This window comes from Nocardia sp. NPDC003999, from assembly GCF_053604885.1.
Genome location: NZ_JBSGIB010000012.1, coordinates 129809 through 148906 on the forward strand (window position 1 = coordinate 129809; position 19098 = coordinate 148906).

19 protein-coding genes are annotated in these 19098 nt (G+C 69.1%); 10 read left to right on the top strand and 9 right to left on the bottom strand.

Features of this window, described 5'->3' with window-relative positions; genetic code table 11:
• The first annotated feature begins 126 nt into the window (after window positions 1–126).
• Together ACWESM_RS23375 and ACWESM_RS23380 are read left to right on the top strand one after the other, a co-directional pair.
• Window positions 127–762, top strand: a complete 636-nt coding sequence (locus ACWESM_RS23375; RefSeq protein ID WP_364431948.1) for a TetR/AcrR family transcriptional regulator — start codon at window positions 127–129, stop codon at window positions 760–762.
• A gap of 42 nt (window positions 763–804) precedes the next feature.
• Complete coding sequence (locus tag ACWESM_RS23380) at window positions 805–2346, top strand: glycerol-3-phosphate dehydrogenase/oxidase (protein ID WP_452493659.1); 1542 nt, start codon at window positions 805–807, stop codon at window positions 2344–2346.
• 22 nt (window positions 2347–2368) lie between these two features.
• Here the strand turns inward: ACWESM_RS23380 and ACWESM_RS23385 are convergent, their stop codons facing one another.
• Both ACWESM_RS23385 and ACWESM_RS23390 read right to left on the bottom strand, forming a co-directional pair.
• On the bottom strand, window positions 2369–2887 hold the full coding sequence (locus tag ACWESM_RS23385; RefSeq protein ID WP_364431942.1) for a GNAT family N-acetyltransferase: 519 nt from the start codon (window positions 2885–2887) through the stop codon (window positions 2369–2371).
• 43 nt (window positions 2888–2930) lie between these two features.
• Window positions 2931–3602: a TetR/AcrR family transcriptional regulator gene (locus ACWESM_RS23390; RefSeq protein WP_364431939.1), complete on the bottom strand. Its 672-nt coding sequence runs from the start codon at window positions 3600–3602 to the stop codon at window positions 2931–2933.
• Window positions 3603–3939: 337 nt separating this feature from the next.
• Between ACWESM_RS23390 and ACWESM_RS23395 the strand changes: the two genes are divergently transcribed.
• From ACWESM_RS23395 to ACWESM_RS23410, 4 genes are all read left to right on the top strand, one after another.
• Window positions 3940–5196: an FHA domain-containing protein gene (locus ACWESM_RS23395; protein WP_356966507.1), complete on the top strand. Its 1257-nt coding sequence runs from the start codon at window positions 3940–3942 to the stop codon at window positions 5194–5196.
• A 402-nt stretch (window positions 5197–5598) separates the two neighbouring features.
• Window positions 5599–7896: an FdhF/YdeP family oxidoreductase gene (locus ACWESM_RS23400; protein WP_412806628.1), complete on the top strand. Its 2298-nt coding sequence runs from the start codon at window positions 5599–5601 to the stop codon at window positions 7894–7896.
• Window positions 7897–7945: 49 nt separating this feature from the next.
• Window positions 7946–8785 carry a formate dehydrogenase accessory sulfurtransferase FdhD gene (gene fdhD / locus ACWESM_RS23405; protein ID WP_355072260.1) on the top strand — a complete coding sequence of 280 codons (840 nt, stop codon included), beginning with the start codon at window positions 7946–7948 and terminating at the stop codon, window positions 8783–8785.
• 80 nt (window positions 8786–8865) lie between these two features.
• The gene (locus ACWESM_RS23410; RefSeq protein ID WP_412806626.1) at window positions 8866–9405 is read left to right on the top strand and encodes a hypothetical protein; all 540 of its coding nucleotides are present in this window, start codon (window positions 8866–8868) and stop codon (window positions 9403–9405) included.
• 104 nt (window positions 9406–9509) lie between these two features.
• Here ACWESM_RS23410 and mihF read toward each other — a convergent pair whose 3' ends face one another.
• Window positions 9510–9824 (bottom strand): integration host factor, actinobacterial type, encoded by a 315-nt coding sequence (gene mihF, locus ACWESM_RS23415; RefSeq protein ID WP_039796616.1) that lies wholly within the window; start codon window positions 9822–9824, stop codon window positions 9510–9512.
• Window positions 9825–10308: 484 nt separating this feature from the next.
• On the opposite strand from mihF, the gene ACWESM_RS23420 reads away from it, so the two are divergent.
• The 4 genes from ACWESM_RS23420 to ACWESM_RS23435 all read left to right on the top strand — a co-directional run bounded on the left by ACWESM_RS23420 (window position 10309) and on the right by ACWESM_RS23435 (window position 13298).
• Complete coding sequence (locus ACWESM_RS23420; RefSeq protein ID WP_355072255.1) at window positions 10309–11103, top strand: AraC family transcriptional regulator; 795 nt, start codon at window positions 10309–10311, stop codon at window positions 11101–11103.
• 39 nt (window positions 11104–11142) lie between these two features.
• Window positions 11143–11520 carry a nuclear transport factor 2 family protein gene (locus tag ACWESM_RS23425; RefSeq protein ID WP_356966518.1) on the top strand — a complete coding sequence of 126 codons (378 nt, stop codon included), beginning with the start codon at window positions 11143–11145 and terminating at the stop codon, window positions 11518–11520.
• 108 nt (window positions 11521–11628) lie between these two features.
• Entirely contained in the window at window positions 11629–12198 is a 570-nt protein-coding gene (locus tag ACWESM_RS23430; RefSeq protein WP_355072251.1) for a carboxymuconolactone decarboxylase family protein, read from the top strand.
• A gap of 218 nt (window positions 12199–12416) precedes the next feature.
• Window positions 12417–13298, top strand: coding sequence for a hypothetical protein (locus ACWESM_RS23435; RefSeq protein ID WP_364431919.1), 882 nt, complete (start codon window positions 12417–12419; stop codon window positions 13296–13298).
• Window positions 13299–13397: 99 nt separating this feature from the next.
• Here ACWESM_RS23435 and ACWESM_RS23440 read toward each other — a convergent pair whose 3' ends face one another.
• The 6 genes from ACWESM_RS23440 to tig all read right to left on the bottom strand — a co-directional run bounded on the left by ACWESM_RS23440 (window position 13398) and on the right by tig (window position 18901).
• Window positions 13398–13664, bottom strand: a complete 267-nt coding sequence (locus tag ACWESM_RS23440) for a ribosomal protein L7/L12 (protein ID WP_355072247.1) — start codon at window positions 13662–13664, stop codon at window positions 13398–13400.
• A 27-nt stretch (window positions 13665–13691) separates the two neighbouring features.
• Window positions 13692–14102 (bottom strand): STAS domain-containing protein, encoded by a 411-nt coding sequence (locus ACWESM_RS23445; protein ID WP_364431915.1) that lies wholly within the window; start codon window positions 14100–14102, stop codon window positions 13692–13694.
• Window positions 14103–14251: 149 nt separating this feature from the next.
• The gene (clpX, locus tag ACWESM_RS23450) at window positions 14252–15532 is read right to left on the bottom strand and encodes an ATP-dependent Clp protease ATP-binding subunit ClpX (RefSeq protein WP_195131826.1); all 1281 of its coding nucleotides are present in this window, start codon (window positions 15530–15532) and stop codon (window positions 14252–14254) included.
• A 430-nt stretch (window positions 15533–15962) separates the two neighbouring features.
• Entirely contained in the window at window positions 15963–16631 is a 669-nt protein-coding gene (locus ACWESM_RS23455; protein ID WP_355072243.1) for an ATP-dependent Clp protease proteolytic subunit, read from the bottom strand.
• A gap of 70 nt (window positions 16632–16701) precedes the next feature.
• On the bottom strand, window positions 16702–17289 hold the full coding sequence (locus ACWESM_RS23460; RefSeq protein WP_355072241.1) for an ATP-dependent Clp protease proteolytic subunit: 588 nt from the start codon (window positions 17287–17289) through the stop codon (window positions 16702–16704).
• 235 nt (window positions 17290–17524) lie between these two features.
• Window positions 17525–18901, bottom strand: coding sequence for a trigger factor (gene tig, locus ACWESM_RS23465; RefSeq protein ID WP_355072239.1), 1377 nt, complete (start codon window positions 18899–18901; stop codon window positions 17525–17527).
• Window positions 18902–19098: the final 197 nt, after the last annotated feature.

Consider the following 19098-nt stretch of genomic DNA (forward strand, 5'->3'; position numbering starts at 1 on the left):
GCGGAGTGCTGCCGTGTCTCCACCATGCGTTACAGTTTGACATAGACTGTCAAGCAGTAACGAAGGTTCGGACCATTCCCCTGGTCGACGCCAGCCGTCGGCCGATCAACCCCCGGTGGTGACACCTTGACCGCTCCTGACGACTCCGCCGAGCGCCTCTCGGCGACCGACCTGGCGATCCTCGACGCCGCTCGCGCGTGCGTGGAGGAATTCGGCGTGCGCCGCACCACCCTCACCGAAGTGGCGCGGCGAGCGGGCGTCAGCAGGCCGACCGTCTACCGCCGCTGGCCGGACACCGGCGCGCTGGTGGCCGAGCTGCTGGTCCGCGAGCTGCGCGGGATCGTGGCGGCGACCATGCCGTCGGCGGGCAGCGCGCGCGTCAGGCTGGTCGAGGGCGTGGTCGCGGGAGCGGCGACGGTCCGGTCGAATCCCTTGTTCGGCAAGATCTTCCGTACCGACACCGATCTGATGCTCACCTACGTCTTCGGCAGGCTGGGGCGCAACCAGCGCGCTCTGATCGAGCTGTTCGCCGCGGGTATCCGCGACGGCCAGCGGGACGGCTCCATCCGCGGGGGCGACCCGGAAGGGATGGCCACGATGCTGCTGCTGATCGCCCAATCCGCGGTGCAATCGGCGGGCACCGTCGCGCCGCTGCTGGCGGGCGAGCATCTCGACGCCGAACTCCGTCGCGCGATCGACGGGTACCTGGACGACCACGCCCGGGAGACGACCGAGGACACCGACCGGAGACAAGCGCGATGAGCCGTCTTCGCACCCTTCTCGCCGTAACCGAAAGGCATTGTGATGAGCACTGATCCGGGGCACACCGGGGACTCCGCGTTGAACGCCGCCCGCCGTGCGGCGGATCTGTCGCGGCTCGGCGACGGCGCCGAGGTCGACGTGCTGGTGATCGGCGGTGGCGTCACCGGCGCGGGCGCGGCGCTGGACGCCGCGGCCCGCGGGCTGAGCACCGTGCTGGTGGAACGCCACGACCTGGCCTTCGGCACCAGCCGCTGGAGTTCCAAGCTGGTGCACGGCGGCCTGCGCTATCTCGCGAGCGGCCGCGTCGGCATCGCCCACGAAAGCGCCTCGGAGCGCGGCATTCTCATGCGCACCACGGCGCCACATCTGGTGCGCCCGCTGCCCCAACTGGTCCCGCTGCTGCCGAATATCGGCACGACGCAAGCCGCACTGGTGCGCGCCGGTTTCCTGGCGGGTGATCTGTTGCGGCGTGGTGCGGGCACCCCCGCGGCGCTGCTGCCCCGGTCCCGGCACGTCGCCGCCGCGGAGGCGGTACGGCTCGCACCGACCGTGCGCCGCGCGGACCTGCGCGGCGGGCTGCAGGCATGGGACGGACAGCTGGTCGACGACGCGCGCTTGGTCGTCGCGCTGGCGCGCACCGCGGCGGCCAACGGCGCGCGCATTCTGACCCGCGTCGAAGCGATCGACGTGACCGGGAATTCGGCGACCCTGCGTGACACACGCACCGGCGAGACCCTGGCGGTGCGGCCGCGCGCCGTGGTGAACGCCACCGGAGTCTGGGCCGATCAGGTGGATCCGAGCATCCGGCTGCGCCCGAGCCGCGGCACCCACCTGGTGTTCTCCGCCGCGTCCTTCGGCGGCCTGTCCGCGGCGCTCACCGTACCGGTGCCCGGCAGCATCGGCCGCTTCGTCTTCGCCTTCCCCGCCGCGCACGGCCGGGTGTACCTGGGGTTGACCGACGAGGACGCGCCGGGCCCGGTTCCCGACGAGCCGAAGGCCACCGACGGCGAGATCGATTTCCTGCTCGAGACCATCAATCCCGCCCTGCGCGAGCCGCTGACCCGCGCCGATATTCGCGGCTCCTACGCCGGGTTGCGCCCACTGCTGGAGACCGCCGACGACAGCACCGCCGACATCTCGCGCAAACACGCGGTGCTGCGTTCCCCGAGCGGGATCGTCACCATCGTGGGAGGCAAACTCACCACCTACCGCAAGATGGCCGAGGACGTGATCGACGCCGCCGTCACGCACAACGGTCTCGCCGCGGCACCGTGCCGCACCCGGCGGCTACCACTGGTAGGCGCGGTCTCCGGAGCGGCGAGCGACCGCATCGACGCGCCGCCGGTGCTGATCGAACGCTACGGCGGTGAGGCGGACGCCGTGCTGGCCGCCGCGCGCCGTGATCCTGCCCTCGCCGAGCCGGTCGCGCCCGGAATCGACGTACTCGGAGCCGAATTCGCGTTCGCGGTGTCCCACGAGGGCGCGCTGGAGGCCGACGACCTGCTGGATCGGCGCACGCGCATCGGCCTGATCGCCGAAGATCGGGCCGCCGCGGCGCCCGCGGCCGTACGCGCCCTCGCCTGACGGCACGACGCGTCCGGGCGGCTCAGTCCATCGACCATGCGGACAGTTCCGCGCGCATGCACGCGCGCGGCCAGCGGTCGAGGCCGTGGGCCTGCTCGGCGGCGCGCAGCGCGACCAGCCCCGGCGTCTCCTCCCCCGCCGACAGGTACCGGAAGCCGAGCCGCTCGTAATACGGCCCGTTCCACGGCACCTCGGTGAACGTCGTCAGCGTCATCGCGGGTAGGCCCGCGACGGCGGCCCATCGGGCGGCCTGGTCGAGCAAGCGCTTGCCGATCCGGCGCCGGGCGTGATCCGGGCGCACCGAGACCTGCTCGATGTGGGCGTTCCCGTCGACCACTGCTGCGACGAGGTAGCCGATCGGCAGGTCGTCGTCGGTCCACACCCAGGCCCGCCCGGCCTGCTGGAACTGTCGCAGAGTCGCCAGCGAGGGCGGTTCGTCGTCGGCCACGGTCGTCATCCCGATTCGCGCGAACGGCTCACCCGTCGCGCGCTCGATGTCCTGGAGCACGGGGAGGTCTCGGAATGTCGCGGGTCGGATCACCGGCCCATTGTCGGTCCGCCCCCACGACATGAGCCAGCGAATTTCACTGCGCCCGCGTGGCGAGGATGCCGTTGAGCAGCACTTGCACGGCCCAGGCCGCGCGCGCCGCACCGCCGCCCGCCAGCAGAGCCTCCCGCATGGCCACGACGGTCGGATAGCGGTCGGCGGGCAGTTCGGCGAAGCGACGCTCGATCGCGGCGAGGTACTCCTGCTCGCTGCCGCCCCCGATGCGGTGCGCACTCTGTTCGGACGCCGACGCGGTGATGTGCAGGAACAGCAGGTCCACCGCCCACGACGCGGTCAGCTCGTCCAGTCCCGCCTCGGTGAGCGCACCGAGCATCAGCTCCACCAGCCGCAGGGCGTTCGGACTGCTCGGAATCACACCGAGCGCGACGAGCGCCAGCCCTTCGTGCCTGCTCATCGCCGCCACCGTGGCATCGACCAGCTCGGTGAGCCGCTCGCGCCAGCTCGCCCCGGCGGGCTCGGGGACGGAACCGAGGACATGGTCGAGCATGGCGGCCATCAGATCGTCGCGATTGGCGACGTATACGTACAGCGAGGCGGCGCCGGTGTCCAAGTCCTGTGCGACCCGGCGCATGGTCAGCGCCGCCGCTCCATCCCGGTCCAGGATGCGCAGGCCGGTCTCGACGATCACCTCGCGGCTCAGCGGAGCTTTGGCCGGGCGGGCCCTGCGGCTGACGGCTGCTGCGCTCATGAGCCGAGCATAACGAGGGACGAACGCCGTTCGGGTGAGCGGCGCAAGTCCATGCGCGTCCGGAGCTGCCGCGAAGAGGCCGATCCGGCGGGACGGAGCAGGCCGCCGAACGCCGCTTGCTGCGGAAAACACCACAACATGCAGCTCACAGCCTTTGCGAAGGTTGGCGGCGACCGCTCACGAGAACCCGCCCGACAGAGCGTGATTCGAGAATCCGATGACACGGCGAGACGTTCGCACTGTCCGCTTCGCGATGCGCGCAGACCCCGGTTCGGTTGTCGCCGACGCTCTATGCTGGCTTCGGTATGCCGGTAGTGCGCCGGGAAGGAGGGCGCGGGTGCGCAGAAAACCGTCCACCGTGGGTGTCGCACCGGGCGACGGACTCGTCGCCCGTTTCGGTGCGGTCGTCGCCTACCTCGGGGCCGAAACGACCTCCACGGACCGAATACTCGGCACCATCGAAGCCGTGGCCGAAGGCGAGCATCCCGGCGCCGCGCTGGCGCAACGCTTGGCCGCGGTGATCTTCGGCAGCACCGTCCAACCGCCGCCGTTCGGTGTGGTCGCCCCCACCGCGGACGGCGTGCTGATCCTGTTGCGCGGACCGGTCACCGCGGAGATCCAAGGCGCCGAGGGCACCCGCCGCCTCGACGGCGGGCGTGCGTTCACTTGGGTGGACGAGATCGTGCGCGAACCGGTGCGCCGCATCACGATCGGCGCGGACACCGGCGAGCCGCCGACCGCCTTGCCCCGCACCGACCTGCGCGCCGGCGTGGTCCCCGGCGGCGGCTTCGTGCTGCACGCCGCGGTACGACGCACCGGAAAAGCCGCCGAACCACGCACGTCCGAGCCTTCCGCACAGGCCGAGCCCGAGGCGACGGCGGCGGCCGGTTTCGCGGCGATGCCGGAACCGACCGGCGCGTCCGACGCCGTCGCGCAAGCATCGCCCGCTCCGCGACCGACCGGCGCGTCCGACGCCGCCGCACAGGCAACGCCGATCCCTCGGCAGACCAGCGCCGCCGACGCCCTCGCACCAGCGACACCCAGGCCGAACGAGTCGGTCCGCCCCTTCGCCAAACCGCGTCCGCCCCGGCCGGTCCCGGACCGACCGCCGGCGTGGTCCCAGGTGCAGCCCGCGCGCGAACCGGTCGCCCTGCGCAAAGCGCCCGAGAACGGCGGAACGCGAGCCATGAGCCCGGCGGCACTGTCCGGAGACGCCGTCGGTGCGCTGGTCACCGAAGAGGGGGCGGCCTACCCGTTGGACCGCGCCTACGTCATCGGGCGCGGACCGCAGGTGGACGAGGCGGTCCGCACCGCCGCCGCCACTCCGATCGTCATCCAGCGCGATCGCCATGTCTCGCGGGTCCACGCCTATGTGTCGGTGGACGGCGGCAAGGTGTACATCCGGGACGCCGCCGCTACCTCCGGCACCTTCATCGCCGGTCCCGGCACCGACCAGTGGACCAGGATCAGCACGTCCCCGACCGAGCTCCCGCCCGGCTGGCGGGTCCGCATCAGCGAGCGGGTCCTCACCTACCGAGGCGACGAGCAGCGCACGGGCACGGCGGATATCGCGGGAGCGCGCCGCCGTTCGTAGCCGCCGAGGGCGCCTGGCAAAGTGGCCGCGGTGACGAGTTCGCCTGCCAGCACCGGCGCCCGCGTACTCGAACAGCGTCGCCGCGCCCGCACACGCACGGCATCGGGCACCCGGACCGGCGCCGACCACCGAGCCGCAGTGCGAGGTGGACTCCGTTCGAGCATGTCATGACGCTGGGCGCTCGCGGCTGCCTCGCACCAGGGCGCCGCACAGCGTGAACGGCTCGCCGAGCCGCCGCGCTCGCGGAACCGGGCTCCGGGTCGGCCCCTCGCACGGCCGAGGCCAGGCCGCACCATGGCCGTGTACCGGACGGCTTCGCGCCCGGCTCACCGGCCTCGCGCCGGGGACGGCCGATCAACCGGTCGAGTCGAGCCCGGATCGCGCGGGGAGCACAATGGCGACATGCACCGAAACGGACCGAGCCGCGACATCGACGAGTCCGAGCTGACGGTGACCCCGCCCGAAGAGCAGGCCGCGGGCGTCACCGCCGTGGCGGTGGCGTTGAAACGCTCGATCGAGGAGATGGGCGTCATCCGCACGGCGCGCACCCTGGCCCGGGTCAATCAGGTGCACGGCTTCGACTGCCCGGGCTGCGCCTGGCCGGAGCCGAGCGGCCATCGCAGGCCCGCCGAGTTCTGCGAGAACGGCGCGAAGGCCGTCGCCGAGGAAGCCACGCTGCGCACGGTGACTCCCGAGTTCTTCGCCACCCACTCGGTGGCGGACCTGAGCGACAAATCCGGCTATTGGCTCGGGCAGCAGGGCAGGCTGACCCACCCGATGGTGCTGCGTCCCGGAGACACCCACTACCGGCCGATCGCCTGGGACGACGCCTACCGTTTGATCGCCGACACGCTACGCGGGCTGGACTCCCCGGACGAGGCGGTGTTCTACACCTCCGGCCGCACCAGCAACGAGACCGCGTTCTTGTATCAGCTGCTGGTGCGCAGCTACGGCACCAACAATCTGCCGGACTGCTCCAACATGTGCCACGAGTCCTCCGGCGCGGCGCTGTCGAGCTCGATCGGGATCGGCAAGGGCTCGGTCTCCATCGACGACTTCGCCAAGGCCGACCTGATCATCGTCGCGGGACAGAATCCGGGCACCAATCATCCCCGGATGCTCAGCGCGCTGGCCGCGGCCAAGGCGAACGGCACCCGGATCGTCGCGGTGAACCCCCTGCCCGAGACCGGGCTGCTCGGCTTCCGCGACCCGCAGACGATCAAGGGCGTCACCACCGGCGTGCCGATCGCCGACGACTTCCTGCAGATCCGCCTCGGCGGTGACCTGGCCCTGTTCCAGGCGCTCGGCCGCCTGCTGCTGGAAGCGGAGGACCGCGCACCGGGCACGGTGGTCGACCGGGCGTTCGTCGACGCCCACTGCGCGGGCTACGCCGAATACGAAAAGCACGCGCGCACGGTCGATCTCGACACCGTACTGGAAGCGACGGGTCTCACCGCGGCCGAACTCGAGCACACCGCCGAGCTGTTCGCCCGCTCGCGCAACATCATCCTGTGCTGGGCCATGGGCCTGACCCAGCAGGCCCATGCGGTGGCCACCATCGAGGAGGCCACCAATCTGCTGCTGTTGCGCGGCATGATCGGCAAACCGGGCGCGGGTGTGTGCCCCGTGCGCGGTCACTCGAATGTGCAGGGCGACCGCACCATGGGCATCTGGGAGAAGATGCCCGACACCTTCCTCGACGCCCTCGACCGCGAATTCGGCATCAGCAGCCCGCGCGAGCACGGCCTCGACACCGTCGCCGCCATCCGCGCCATGCGCGACGGACAGGCGAAAGTATTCATCGGCATGGGCGGCAACTTCGTCTCCGCCACCCCCGACACCGCCGTGACCGAAGCCGCGCTGCGCGACTGCGCGCTCACCGTGCAGGTCTCCACCAAACTCAACCGCAGCCACGTCGTGCACGGCCGTACCGCGCTCATCCTGCCGACGCTCGGGCGCACCGACCTCGACCTGGCCCCGGACGGCGCCAAGAATCAAGTCTCCGTGGAGGACTCGATGTCGATGGTGCACCTGTCCACCGGACGGTTGCGGCCGGTCAGCGACCAGCTGCGCAGTGAAGTCGCCATCGTCTGCGAACTCGCCCGGGCAGTCCTTGGCCCCGACCACCCGGTGCCGTGGGCGCGCTTCGCCCGTGACTACGACAGCATCCGCGACGCCATCGCCCGCGTCGTGCCCGGCTGCGCCGACTACAACGCGAAAGTTCGCGGCCGGGGCGGCTTCCAGCTACCGCATCCGCCGCGCGACGCCCGCGAATTCCGCACCGCCACCGGCAAGGCCAACTTCGCGGTCAACGAGCTGACCTGGCTGCCGGTCCCCGCGGGCAGACTGATCCTGCAAACCCTGCGCAGTCACGACCAGTACAACACCACCATCTACGGCCTGGACGACCGCTACCGCGGCATCCACAACGGCCGCAAAGTGGTGCTGGTCCACCCCGAGGACATCACCGCGTTCGGTTTCCGCGACGGCGATCTGGTCGACATCGTCTCCGAGTGGACCGACGGCACCGAGCGCCGCGTCGAAGGCTTCCGCCTGGTCTCCTACCCCACACCGCGCGGCAACGCCGCCGCCTACTACCCCGAGACCAATCCCCTGGTGCCACTGGACCACGTCGCGAAACGATCGAACACGCCAGTCTCCAAAGCGGTCACCATTCGTTTCGAGGCGAGCAAGGCATGACCAGCCGGGTCCGGCCGCAGGACAGTGCTCGCGCCGAAGGGAACACGGCATGAGCCGCGTCACCGCTCGCCGCCGGATGCGCCGGATCTCGCCCAGCGGGCAGATCCAGCGCCCGGACACCTTGGCCGTCGAAGAACCGCTCGAGATCCGCATCGACGGGCAGTCGCTGACGGTCACCATGCGCACCCCCGGCAACGACATCGACCTGGTGCACGGATTCCTGCTGAGCGAAGACGTCATCGGTTCCGCCGAGGACATCGTGGCGGCCCGCTACTGCGCGGGCACCGACGACCAGGGCCGCAACACGTATAACGTCCTCGACGTCACCCTGCGCACCCCCGTGCCGGTGTCGACCCGCTCGTTCCTCACCACCGGAGCCTGCGGACTGTGCGGAAAGACCGCCCTGGACGAGGTCCGCAAGCGCACCCGATTCCCTCTGCCCGCCGCAGGCCCGGTGGTGGACACCCGGGTACTGGCCGCGATGCCCGGCATGCTGCGTGACCGCCAATCGGTGTTCGAAGCCACCGGCGGCTTGCATGCGGCGGGCCTGTTCACCACCGACGGGCAAGCGCTGGCGGTGCGCGAGGACATCGGCAGGCACAACGCGGTGGACAAGGTGATCGGCTGGGCACTGCGCGAATCCAGGGTGCCCGCCCATGATCTGGTGCTGATCGTGAGCGGGCGCGCGTCGTTCGAACTGGTGCAGAAAGCCGTCATGGGCGGAATCCCGATGCTCGGCGCGGTCTCGGCGCCGAGTTCGCTGGCCGTCGATCTCGCTGCCGACGCCGGACTGAGTCTGATCGGCTTCCTCCGCGGCGACACGATGAACGTCTACACCGTCCCCGAGCGGCTGCGCACCGATCCGGGCGCCGACTCGTTGTTGGCCTGACTCACTATTGCCCGCGCCGGACGCCCGTTCTACCGTGACTGCACGGAGCCGGAACGGATTCGGCGAGAACGGAGCGGCCGATGCGGATATCGGTGGAGGGGAACTCCGAGGGCCTGCGGGTGCGGATGCGGTTCGAGCAGTACCGCCGCCTGCTGCTGACGCGGATCGTGCTGGCCGTCTTGGCGGTACAAGGAGCGATCGTCGGCCTTTGGGCCACGTTCGCGCCGCATTCCTGGTACACCAGTTTTCCGGGGTTCGGCGCCAAGTGGGTGGCGGCGGACGGCCCTTACAACCACCATCTGGCGGCCGACGTGGGTGCCTTCTTCCTGGCGCTGACAGCGGTGACGATCGCGGCGCTCGTGGTCAACCGAACCACGGCGGCCCGGATCGCGGGCGTCGGCTGGCTCACCTTCGGTGTCCCCCATTCCCTTTACCACCTCTTCCACAAGCCCGCGGACATGGGCGCGGCGAGCTTCACGGCCAGCCTGATCGCGGCGTTGCTGCTCGTGATCGGCGGAGCGGCCTGCCTCTTCCTGCCGCCGCGAGGCGAGTTGCCCCTCTCGGACCCGCAACCGGTGACGCTGCGTTTCCCGCGCCGCCGTCCGCGCGCCGTCCGCTGATCGGCGAACCCGGCAGCAGAGTCCGGGACGCCCGTGGGAGATCACCACGGGCGTGATCCGGTGGATCCGCGGATGACGCCGCGACTTGGCGAATTCCCCGACCGTCAGTCCTTCAGCGCTTCGAGCAGTGCCGCGCGCTGACGCGCACCGAGCCCGCCGATCCGGCGATCCTCCGGGATCTCCGCCTGGTCCATCAACTTCGCGGCCTTCACCGGCCCGACACCGGGCAGGGCCTTGATCACCGCGGCCACCTTGGTCTTCTTCACCAGCTCGTCGGAGTCTGCCTTCTTCAGCAGATCCGCGACCGAAACCTTGCCCGCCTTCACCTTGCCGATCAGTTCGGAGCGTGCCTTGCGGACCGCAGCCGCCTTGGCCAAGGCCTCGGTGCGCTGCTCTGCGGTCATGGTAGGCAGTGCCATGTCTCCTCCGCTTCCACTCGTCACTCGAACATCTGGTTGACCGGACCGAGTAAACAGCACGGCACCGGGAGCGCAAGCTCGACACACCGGGCACGAACTGCGGAAATGACGATGAATTTCCCCGGTTCGCGCCGTCGGAATCAGTGGACGGCCGACGGGCTACAGACGAATAGGACGAAAGGAACACCACGTCACGGAGTTGTCCCTCGCACGGATCGTCGCGTCGGACGACACGTACCGAGAACCCCGAGCAGAAGCGGTGCGCCGGGACGGCGACTACTCCGAAGCGGCCGTCGCCGCACGGTAACGCGGGATGAGCCGTTACCGACAGAGTCAGCAAATACCGAACGCGGGTCTGGTTCAACGGCGAACCAAGGGGGATCAACGGCGATCCCCCGGGCCCGCTCGGGTCACACCGAGCGGAGCCTTCACCCCGGACAACAGAAAATATCGCGGTTCGCACGGCCCGTGACAGCATGACGGCATGGAGCCGAGCACTCCGCCGGGGACGACTGCGTCCGCGATTCTGTGGCTATGGCCTGGGCAGGCGATCTATCGCGGACCGTCCCTGCGTCCGGACGCGCATTCCACCGCCGTGAACTGTCTGGCCGTTGGGTTGGACGCGCCGTTCACACTCGCGACCGATGCCGTCACGCACACCGTGCGCAGCGCGCTGATCCCGCCGCGCCGGGTGCACCGCGTCGTCGCGGGCGGCGACCAGATGATGTTCTGTTATCTGGATCCGGGGTCGCGGGGCGCCCGAGCCTGCCGGGATCGGATGATCCGGTGGCACGCTGAATTCGGACTCGGCCATCGGGCGGAAGCCGCGCTCGCCACGGCTGCGAGCGGCACGTGCCCCGATCCGCGCTCGCTGGCCGAACTCATCGGCGCCGGGCCGGTCCCCACGCCGGACGACCGGGTAGCCGAGGCGATGGCGACCCTCCTCGCCCATCCCGCGCGGGAGTTCACCGCCGCCCGGTTCGCCGCGGCCGCGCACCTGTCGGAGTCGCGCTTCCTGCATCTGTTCGCCGCCCAGGCGGGCACCTCGTTCCGGCGGTACCGGCTGTGGGCCAGGATGCTCGGCGTCGGCCGCGCGCTCGCCGAGGGCGCGAACCTCACCGCCGCGTCGGCCGACGCGGGCTTCGCCAGCCCCTCACACTTCAGCGACGCTTTCCGCACCCTGTTCGGCTTGTCGGCCACCACACTGCTCGCCACCGGAGTACGGATCGTCGTGCTGGACGAAGCGGAAGGGATCGAATCGGGCGTCCGAACGCGCTAGGCTACAAATTAGAACACGTTTCATTTCGGAGGAGACTCGATGGCCAAACAGATTCGCGACGTGGTGGAGCAATACGTCAAGCTGGTCGGCTCGGGGCCGACCGAGGACATCGTCGCCCTGTACGCGCCCGACGCGATCGTGGAGGACCCCGTCGGCACTCCACCCAAGCGCGGCCACGAGGCCATCCGCGAGTTCTACGAGGTGATCGCCGCACTGGATCGGGAGACCGAGCTGCGGCCGGAGGACGTGAGAATCGCGGGCAATCAGGCCGCGTTCCCATTCACCATCGTCACCAAGGTCGGCGGACAGCGCTTCGTCCTGTCACCGATCGATGTGATGGAGTTCGACGAAGAAGGCCGGATCACCGGGATGCGCGCCTACTGGAGCCAGGAGGACATGCGGGTCGAGCCCGAGTAGCGCGCGCGGCGGCCGGGTGCGCCAGGTCACATCGCGGCCCCATCACATTCCGGCACGGTCTCTCGTCCGAGAAGTAGGAACCACATCCGCTGATCGAAGGAGATCGACATGAGCGCCACCCGTATCGCCGCCGTCACCCCGCAACACGCGGGACCGACGACCAAGCTGCTCTACCGGCTGGCCAAGCGCCGCTTCCGCGAAGTGCCGGAGCCCTTCGCCGTCACCGCCAACCATCCGAAATTGCTGAGGGCCAGCGCGGTCCACGAGACCATGGTCGGCAAGGCCAGCACCGCCCTGCCCGCCGTCATCCGCGAGATCGCGGTGTATCGCACGGCGTGGACGATCGGCTGTTCGTGGTGCGTCGACTTCGGAGCCATGCTCATGCGCCTGGGCGAGCTGGACGTCGCGCGGCTGGAACACATCGCCGACTACGCGACCTCGCCGCTGTACTCCGACGACGAGCGCGCCGCCATCGCCTACGCCGACGCGATGACCGCAACGCCGACCACGGTCACCGACGAACAGGTCGCCGACCTGGAGCGGCGCTTCGGCCGAGCGGGTGTGGTGGAGCTCAGCTATCAGATCGCGCTGGAAAACTCACGCGCCCGGTTCAATTCGGCGCTCGGGATCACGGCGCAGGGTTTCAGCACCGATTCGTGCCGGGTGCCCTGGTCGTGAAAAGGGCCGCGGCGCTGCGGGAATGGTGCGATCCGACCTGGTACTTCGGCGCCGCGTTCACCCGGGGCTGTCGTTACGGCCCGGAATGCACTAAGAATAAGAGGTGTTGACGTCGCCTGGCCGTGCCGCGGCCGGCGGGCTACCTTCGCGAGTTTCGGTGCGGGGTAACGGCGTCTTCGGTTTCTCGAGTTCCCCTCCGCCCGACCGTTTGGAGCCGCATGCTCGACGAACAGACCCCGGACGACGACGTCGCACGGCTGGCGAGACGAGTCGAGAAGGCCCGCGGCCGTCTCGCCTACCAGTTCGACCCGGCTCTGACCGGCGCGCTGTCGGAGGAGGAACTGCTCGCTGAACGCGAACTGGCCGAACGGATCCGGACCCAGGACCGCGAACAGCGCTGGAAGCACGCCGAGGCGGGCGCCGCGGCCTCCGACCGGGCGCGGCACACCGCGGAGGCCATCGAGAAGGCCGAGATCAGGGACCTGCTTTTGGCGCGCAAGGCGATTGCCGCGCAGCGGCGCGCGTCCAGCCCGCACGCCAGGTTGGCGTCGCTGTACCGGCACCGCTCCTGGTCGCTCGGCGCGCTGGCCGGCGTGGTCGCCGCCGGAATGCTGTGGTCGGCGGTCAACGTTCAGCACAACATCGCCCCAGGTGGCCCGGACGATCCACTGTACTGGTTCAGCTACCTGCTCGAGGCGATGATCAGCGTGTCGCTGATCATCATCATGATCGGCACGAACAAGGTCACCGAATGGGGCGTGCTGGACAACCGGAGCCAAGTGGCGGCGGCGGAAATGGCCCTGCTCGCGCTCACCGTCGGACTGAACACCTACCCATACGTGAGCGCCGGGCGATGGTTCGACGCCGCCGTGCACGGTGTCGCCCCGGTGATGATCGGCGTCGCCCTGCTCATCCACGATGCCGCGAGCGCGCGATACGGACGCGCGATCGGCTATGCCACCGAGCAGGTGCGGAGCTTGCCCGACCCGACCGGGCGCGACCCCTTGCCGGAACGCTCCGCGGCGGACAGCCTGTCCAGCGCGGACGCCGACTTCCCAGTGGATCTGCACACCCCCGTGGTGCAGGGCGCACACAGCTAGACCTATCAGCCTGCGGTGCGGGGCAAGTCGTCGAAGAATGCCCGCTCTACTTCCGCGTCGGCGCGCGAGCCGTCGGGCCCTGTGCTCGCGCCCCGGTGATCAGTACGGATACCGGCGTTCGACCGCTTCCTTGGCCTCTTTCAGGCCGCACCCGGTGAGTTCGCGATACCGCTTGATCGCGTGAATCTTCTTGCCCTGCGCCAGAAGCGCATCGATCTCGGCCATGCCGTCGCCGCGCGGGACCGCCGGCACGGCACGCGGCGGCACGGCCGCTGCCTGCGCCTCGATGCCCAGATGGGTCATGATCAGGTCGAGCTTGGCGTGCAGGGCGTCGACCTTGCGCTCCAAGCGCCGGTTGGCGAACATGCCCCGATGGTATCGACCCCGGCCGCGTCAGGCCGCGTCGAGCACGGCGTCGGCGAGACTCGACATCGTCTCGAAGCGCGCCAGATCTCCCGCCAGCTCCAGCAGCCGGTCCACACACCGGGGTCCGGTCACCAGGCGCATCCTACGGCCGGTCTGGGCCAGCATGGACCGCGCGTCGACCAGGACGTGCAACCCGGCGACGCCGAAAAACGTGATCTTCGACAGATCTACGACCACCAAAGGCGCCGCCGTGCCCAGCGAGCCGATCAGCCTGCGTCGAAACACTTCGACGGTGTAATGATCGACTTCGCCCGCGAGCGCGCACAGCGTGACCGAGTCGCTCGGCACTGTGACCGAAATCTTGAGCCGCTCGGCGGGGTGATCGGCATTGCGAGCGGCGGTGAGAACGTACGTGGGGTTGGCCAAGCCTGTCGACATGAGGACCTCGGTCCAGTCGCCCGCGAGCAATCTCGGAAACGGGCTTGCTCGCGGGTTCAATGATGCGCCCCGGAGAAAAACGCCGGAACTAGGCTGTCTGCTCAACCCTCACCGAGGAGTACCCCCCGCGACGGGTCGCCACACCCGAATTACGCCGACTTCTCCCGGCGCTCCGGCCGCTGCGCCTTGCGCGGCACGATGGTGGGCAGGACGTTGTCGTTGACCGTATCCGCGTTGACGACGACCTTGGCGACGTCGTCGCGGCTGGGGATGTCGTACATCGCGGGCTGCAGGACTTCCTCCATGATCGCCCGCAGGCCACGCGCGCCGGTGCCGCGCAGAATCGCCTGGTCGGCGACCGCCTCCAGCGCGTCGTCGGTGAACTCGAGGTCGACCCCGTCCATCTCGAACAGCCGGACGTACTGCTTGACCAGCGCGTTCTTCGGTTCGGAGAGGATCTTGACCAGCGATTCCTTGTCCAGGTTCGTCACCGACGCGACCACGGGCAGGCGGCCGATGAACTCCGGGATCAGGCCGAACTTGATCAAGTCCTCTGGCATGACCTCCGCGAAGTGATCGGTGGTGTCGATCTCGGCCTTCGACCGCACCTCGGCGCCGAAACCGATGCCGCGGTGGCCGGTGCGGTCGGAGATGATCTTCTCCAGACCGGCGAAGGCGCCCGCCACGATGAACAGCACGTTGGTGGTGTCGATCTGGATGAACTCCTGGTGCGGGTGCTTGCGCCCGCCCTGCGGCGGCACGCTCGCCTGAGTGCCCTCCAGGATCTTCAGCAGGGCCTGCTGCACGCCCTCGCCGGACACGTCACGGGTGATCGACGGGTTCTCGCTCTTGCGGGCGATCTTGTCGACCTCGTCGATGTAGATGATGCCGGTCTCGGCGCGCTTGACGTCGTAGTCGGCCGCCTGGATCAGCTTCAGCAGGATGTTCTCGACGTCCTCGCCGACGTACCCGGCCTCGGTCAGCGCGGTGGCGTCGGCGATGGCGAACGGGACGTTCAGCATCTTCGCCAGGGTCTGGGCGAGGTAGGTCTTGCCGCAACCGGTGGGACCGAGCATCAGGATGTTGGACTTGGCCAGCTCGACGGTCTCGCCGCGGCTGTCCCGCCCCTTGTCACCGGCCTGGATGCGCTTGTAGTGGTTGTAGACGGCCACCGCGAGAGTGCGCTTGGCGGTGTCCTGGCCGATCACGTAGTTTTCCAGGAAATCCCGGATCTCGGCGGGCTTGGGCAGCTCATCGAGCTTGACCTCGCTGGACTCGGCGAGTTCCTCCTCGATGATCTCGTTGCAGAGATCGATGCACTCGTCGCAGATGTACACCCCTGGTCCCGCAATGAGCTTCTTGACCTGCTTCTGGCTCTTTCCGCAGAACGAGCACTTCAGCAGATCGCCGCCATCTCCGATGCGCGCCATCTCGTGGGTCCCTACTTCCTTGTCCGCGTGCAACCGTCCGTCCAGGTTGCCAGCTGTCCACCACTTTCGCAGCCGCAAACGCATCGGCTGATTTCGTGGCCGGTGGGGCAGTGCCGTCAACCGGGAGCAAAGGTCCCTAGGTTGACCGTACCCGGTGTTCGGGATGGAGGTCGACAACTCGCGCATGTTTCTCGCGCGGGTTGTGCGAGTCGTCACGAGCCATACCTCCGCACCGCCCGCCGCGCGGCGCCGTCGGTTCGAACAAATTCTCGAACCGCGGCGGCGCGAGGGCGGCCCGGCCGGGCGGTATGCCCCATTGCGTACTTCCCGGCCGGAATTCCCTGTCACAAAGCAATTTAGAGCGAACAGCCCCGGGATCGGCAATTCGCCCCCGCCGTCCCGGCCCCGGCCGGAAACGACGATTCGCGCCTTATTTCTGCGCGCTCAGCTTCCGGTAGTCGAACACCGTGTCGATGATCCCGTACTCCTTGGCCTCCTCGGCCGTCAGGATCTTGTCGCGGTCGGTGTCCTTGCGGATGGTGTCGGCGTCCTTGCCGGTGTGCCGCGCGAGCGTGCTCTCCATCAGGCGACGCATGCGCTCGATCTCGGCGGCCTGGATCTCCAGATCCGACACCTGGCCCTGGATGCCGCCCTCCAGCGAGGGCTGGTGGATCAGCACGCGCGCGTTGGGCAAGCAGGCGCGCTTGCCCGGCGTGCCCGCGGCCAGCAGCACGGCGGCGGCCGAGGCGGCCTGGCCCAGGCAGACGGTGGCGACGTCGGCGCGCACGTACTGCATGGTGTCGTAGATGGCCATCAGCGAGGTGAACGAGCCACCCGGCGAGTTGATGTACATGGTGATGTCGCGGTCGGGGTCCAGCGACTCCAGCACCAGCAGCTGCGCCATGATGTCGTTCGCCGAGGCGTCGTCCACCTGCACGCCGAGGAAGATGATGCGCTCTTCGAACAGCTTGTTGTACGGGTTGGACTCCTTGACGCCGAAGCTCGAGTGCTCGATGAACGACGGCAGGATGTAGCGCGCCTGCGGGCTCTGCGGTGCCATGCCGGACAGGCCGGCGCGCGGGTCGATCGAATTGGCCATCTTCGTCTCCAAAGTCGGTGCGGCGGCCGGACGTTCGAGGTGTCCGGGGGCCTGTGGGTGATCCGGTGCGTTACTTCTTGGCGCCGTTGGCCTGATTCGCGTGGCTGATCACGTGGTCGATGAAGCCGTATTCCAGGGCTTCGGCCGCGGTGAACCAGCGGTCGCGGTCGGCATCGGCGGTGACCTGCTCGACCGACTTGCCGGTGTGCTGCGCCTGCAGTTCGTTCAGCTCACGCTTCGTGTGCGCGAACTGCTCGGCCATGATCGCGATGTCGGCCGCCGAGCCGCCGATCCCCGCCGAGGGCTGGTGCATCATGATCCGCGCGTGCGGCAGCGCGTAGCGCTTGCCCTTGGTGCCCGCGGTGAGCAGGAACTGCCCCATGGACGCGGCCAGGCCCATGCCGTAGGTGGCGATGTCGCACTCGGCGAACTGCATCGTGTCGTAGATGGCCATGCCCGCGGTCACCGAGCCGCCCGGCGAGTTGATGTAGAGCGAGATGTCCTTGGTGGGATCCTCCGCCGAGAGCAGCAGGATCTGCGCGCACAGCTTGTTCGCGATGTCGTCGTCGACCTGTGTGCCGAGGAAGATGATGCGCTCACGCAGCAGGCGCTCGTACACCGAATCACTGAGGTTGAGACCAGCAGTCGCGGTTGTCATGACCCCTGCCTGGTTGATTGTCACGGATACCTGCCTTCTCTCGCCGGCTCGTTGCGGATTGCCACATAGCCATCACTGGTTGGATATGCCGCACCCGGTCGGACATGGCCATCCAACTTGTCGTCACAAACATTAACGAAGCAGGGCGGCACCGAACTCCCGGTACCGCCCTTTCTTCGCTCACAGCGCAATCAGCGCACCTCGCGGGCGTCGATCACGCCGACATTCCATGGAATTATTCGGCGTCCGCCGGGGCCGTCTCGACGGCCGCGTCCTCGTCGGCGGAATCGGCGGGGGCGCCGAACATTTCGGTGGTGTCCACCGAGTTGCCCGCGGAGTCGGTGACGGTCACCTGGCCGACCACGCCCGCCAGCGCCTTGCCGCGCCGCACGTCGGCGAAGATCGCGCCCAGCTGCCCCGCCTGCTGCACCTGCTGGATGAACTGCTCCGGCGACAGGCCGTAGCGCTGCGACTGGAACAGGATCCGCTCGGTGAGCTCCTCCTGGCCGACCTGGGTGCCCTCCGCCTCGGCGATCGCGTCCAGCAGCAGCTGGGTCTTGACCGACTTCTCGGCGGCCTGCTTGGTGTCGGCGTCGAACTCCTCGCGGGTGCTGCCCTGCGCCTCGAGCGCCTCGGCGAACTTGGCCTCGTCGTGGTCGAAGCCGTGCACCGCGTCGTGGGTCACCGCGTCGATCTCGGCCTTCACCACGGCCTCGGGCAGCGGCACCTCGACCTGCTCGAGCAGGGTGTCCAGCACCTTGTCGCGGATCTCGCCCGCCTGCTGCACCTTCTTGACCCGCTCGACGCGGCCGCGCAGATCGTCCTTCAGCTCCTCCAGCGTGTCGAATTCGCTGGCCAGCTGCGCGAACTCGTCGTCGGCCTCGGGCAGCTCACGTTCCTTGACGGTCTGCACGGTCACGGTGATGACCGCGTCCTTGCCCGCGTGCTCGCCCGCGACCAGCTTCGAGGTGAACTCCTTCGACTCGCCCGCCGACAATCCGACCAGCGCCTCGTCCAGGCCCTCGATGAGCTGACCGGAACCGACCTCGTGGGACAGGCCGGTCGTGGCGGCCTCGGCCACCTCCTGGCCGTCCACGGTCGCCGACAGGTCGATCGAGACGAAGTCGCCGTCCTGCACCGGACGCTCCACCCCGGTCAGGGTGCCGAAGCGCTGGCGCAGCGACTGCAACTGCTCCTCGATGTCCTCGTCGCCGACGGTGAACGCGTCGACGGTGACCGCGATGCTCGCGTAGTCCGGCAGCGTGATCTCCGGCCGCACGTCGACCTCGGCGGTGAAGGCCAGCTCCTGGCCGTCCTCGATCTTGGTGATCTCGATCTCGGGCTGACCGATGACCTTCACCTCGGAGGTGGTGACGGCCTCGCTGTAGCGACCGGGCAGCGCGTCGTTGACGACCTGCTCCAGGATCGCGCCACGGCCGAGACGGGCCTCGAGCAGCTTCGCTGGCGCCTTACCGGGACGGAAGCCGGGGATGCGGACCTGCTTGGCCAGTGCCTTGTACGCGCGGTCGAAATCCGGCTTCAGCTCCTCGAAGGGCACCTCGACGTTGATCCGGACCCGGGTCGGGCTCAGCTGCTCGACGGTGCTCTTCACGGACATGCTCCTTGTTCGTTGTTCGTACTGGTTGACGTTCGTCTTGCGGCGCCCCGCCCCCGGCATTCCGGGATCGGAACGGCGGGCGAGGCGGCCCTACGCCGGCTGCCGCATTCCCCCACCGGCGCCGATCCGAACCGGAGTCCCGGCCTCGGCCGAGACGACGAGGGGTGCGGCGTACGCCACGCATCCCGACC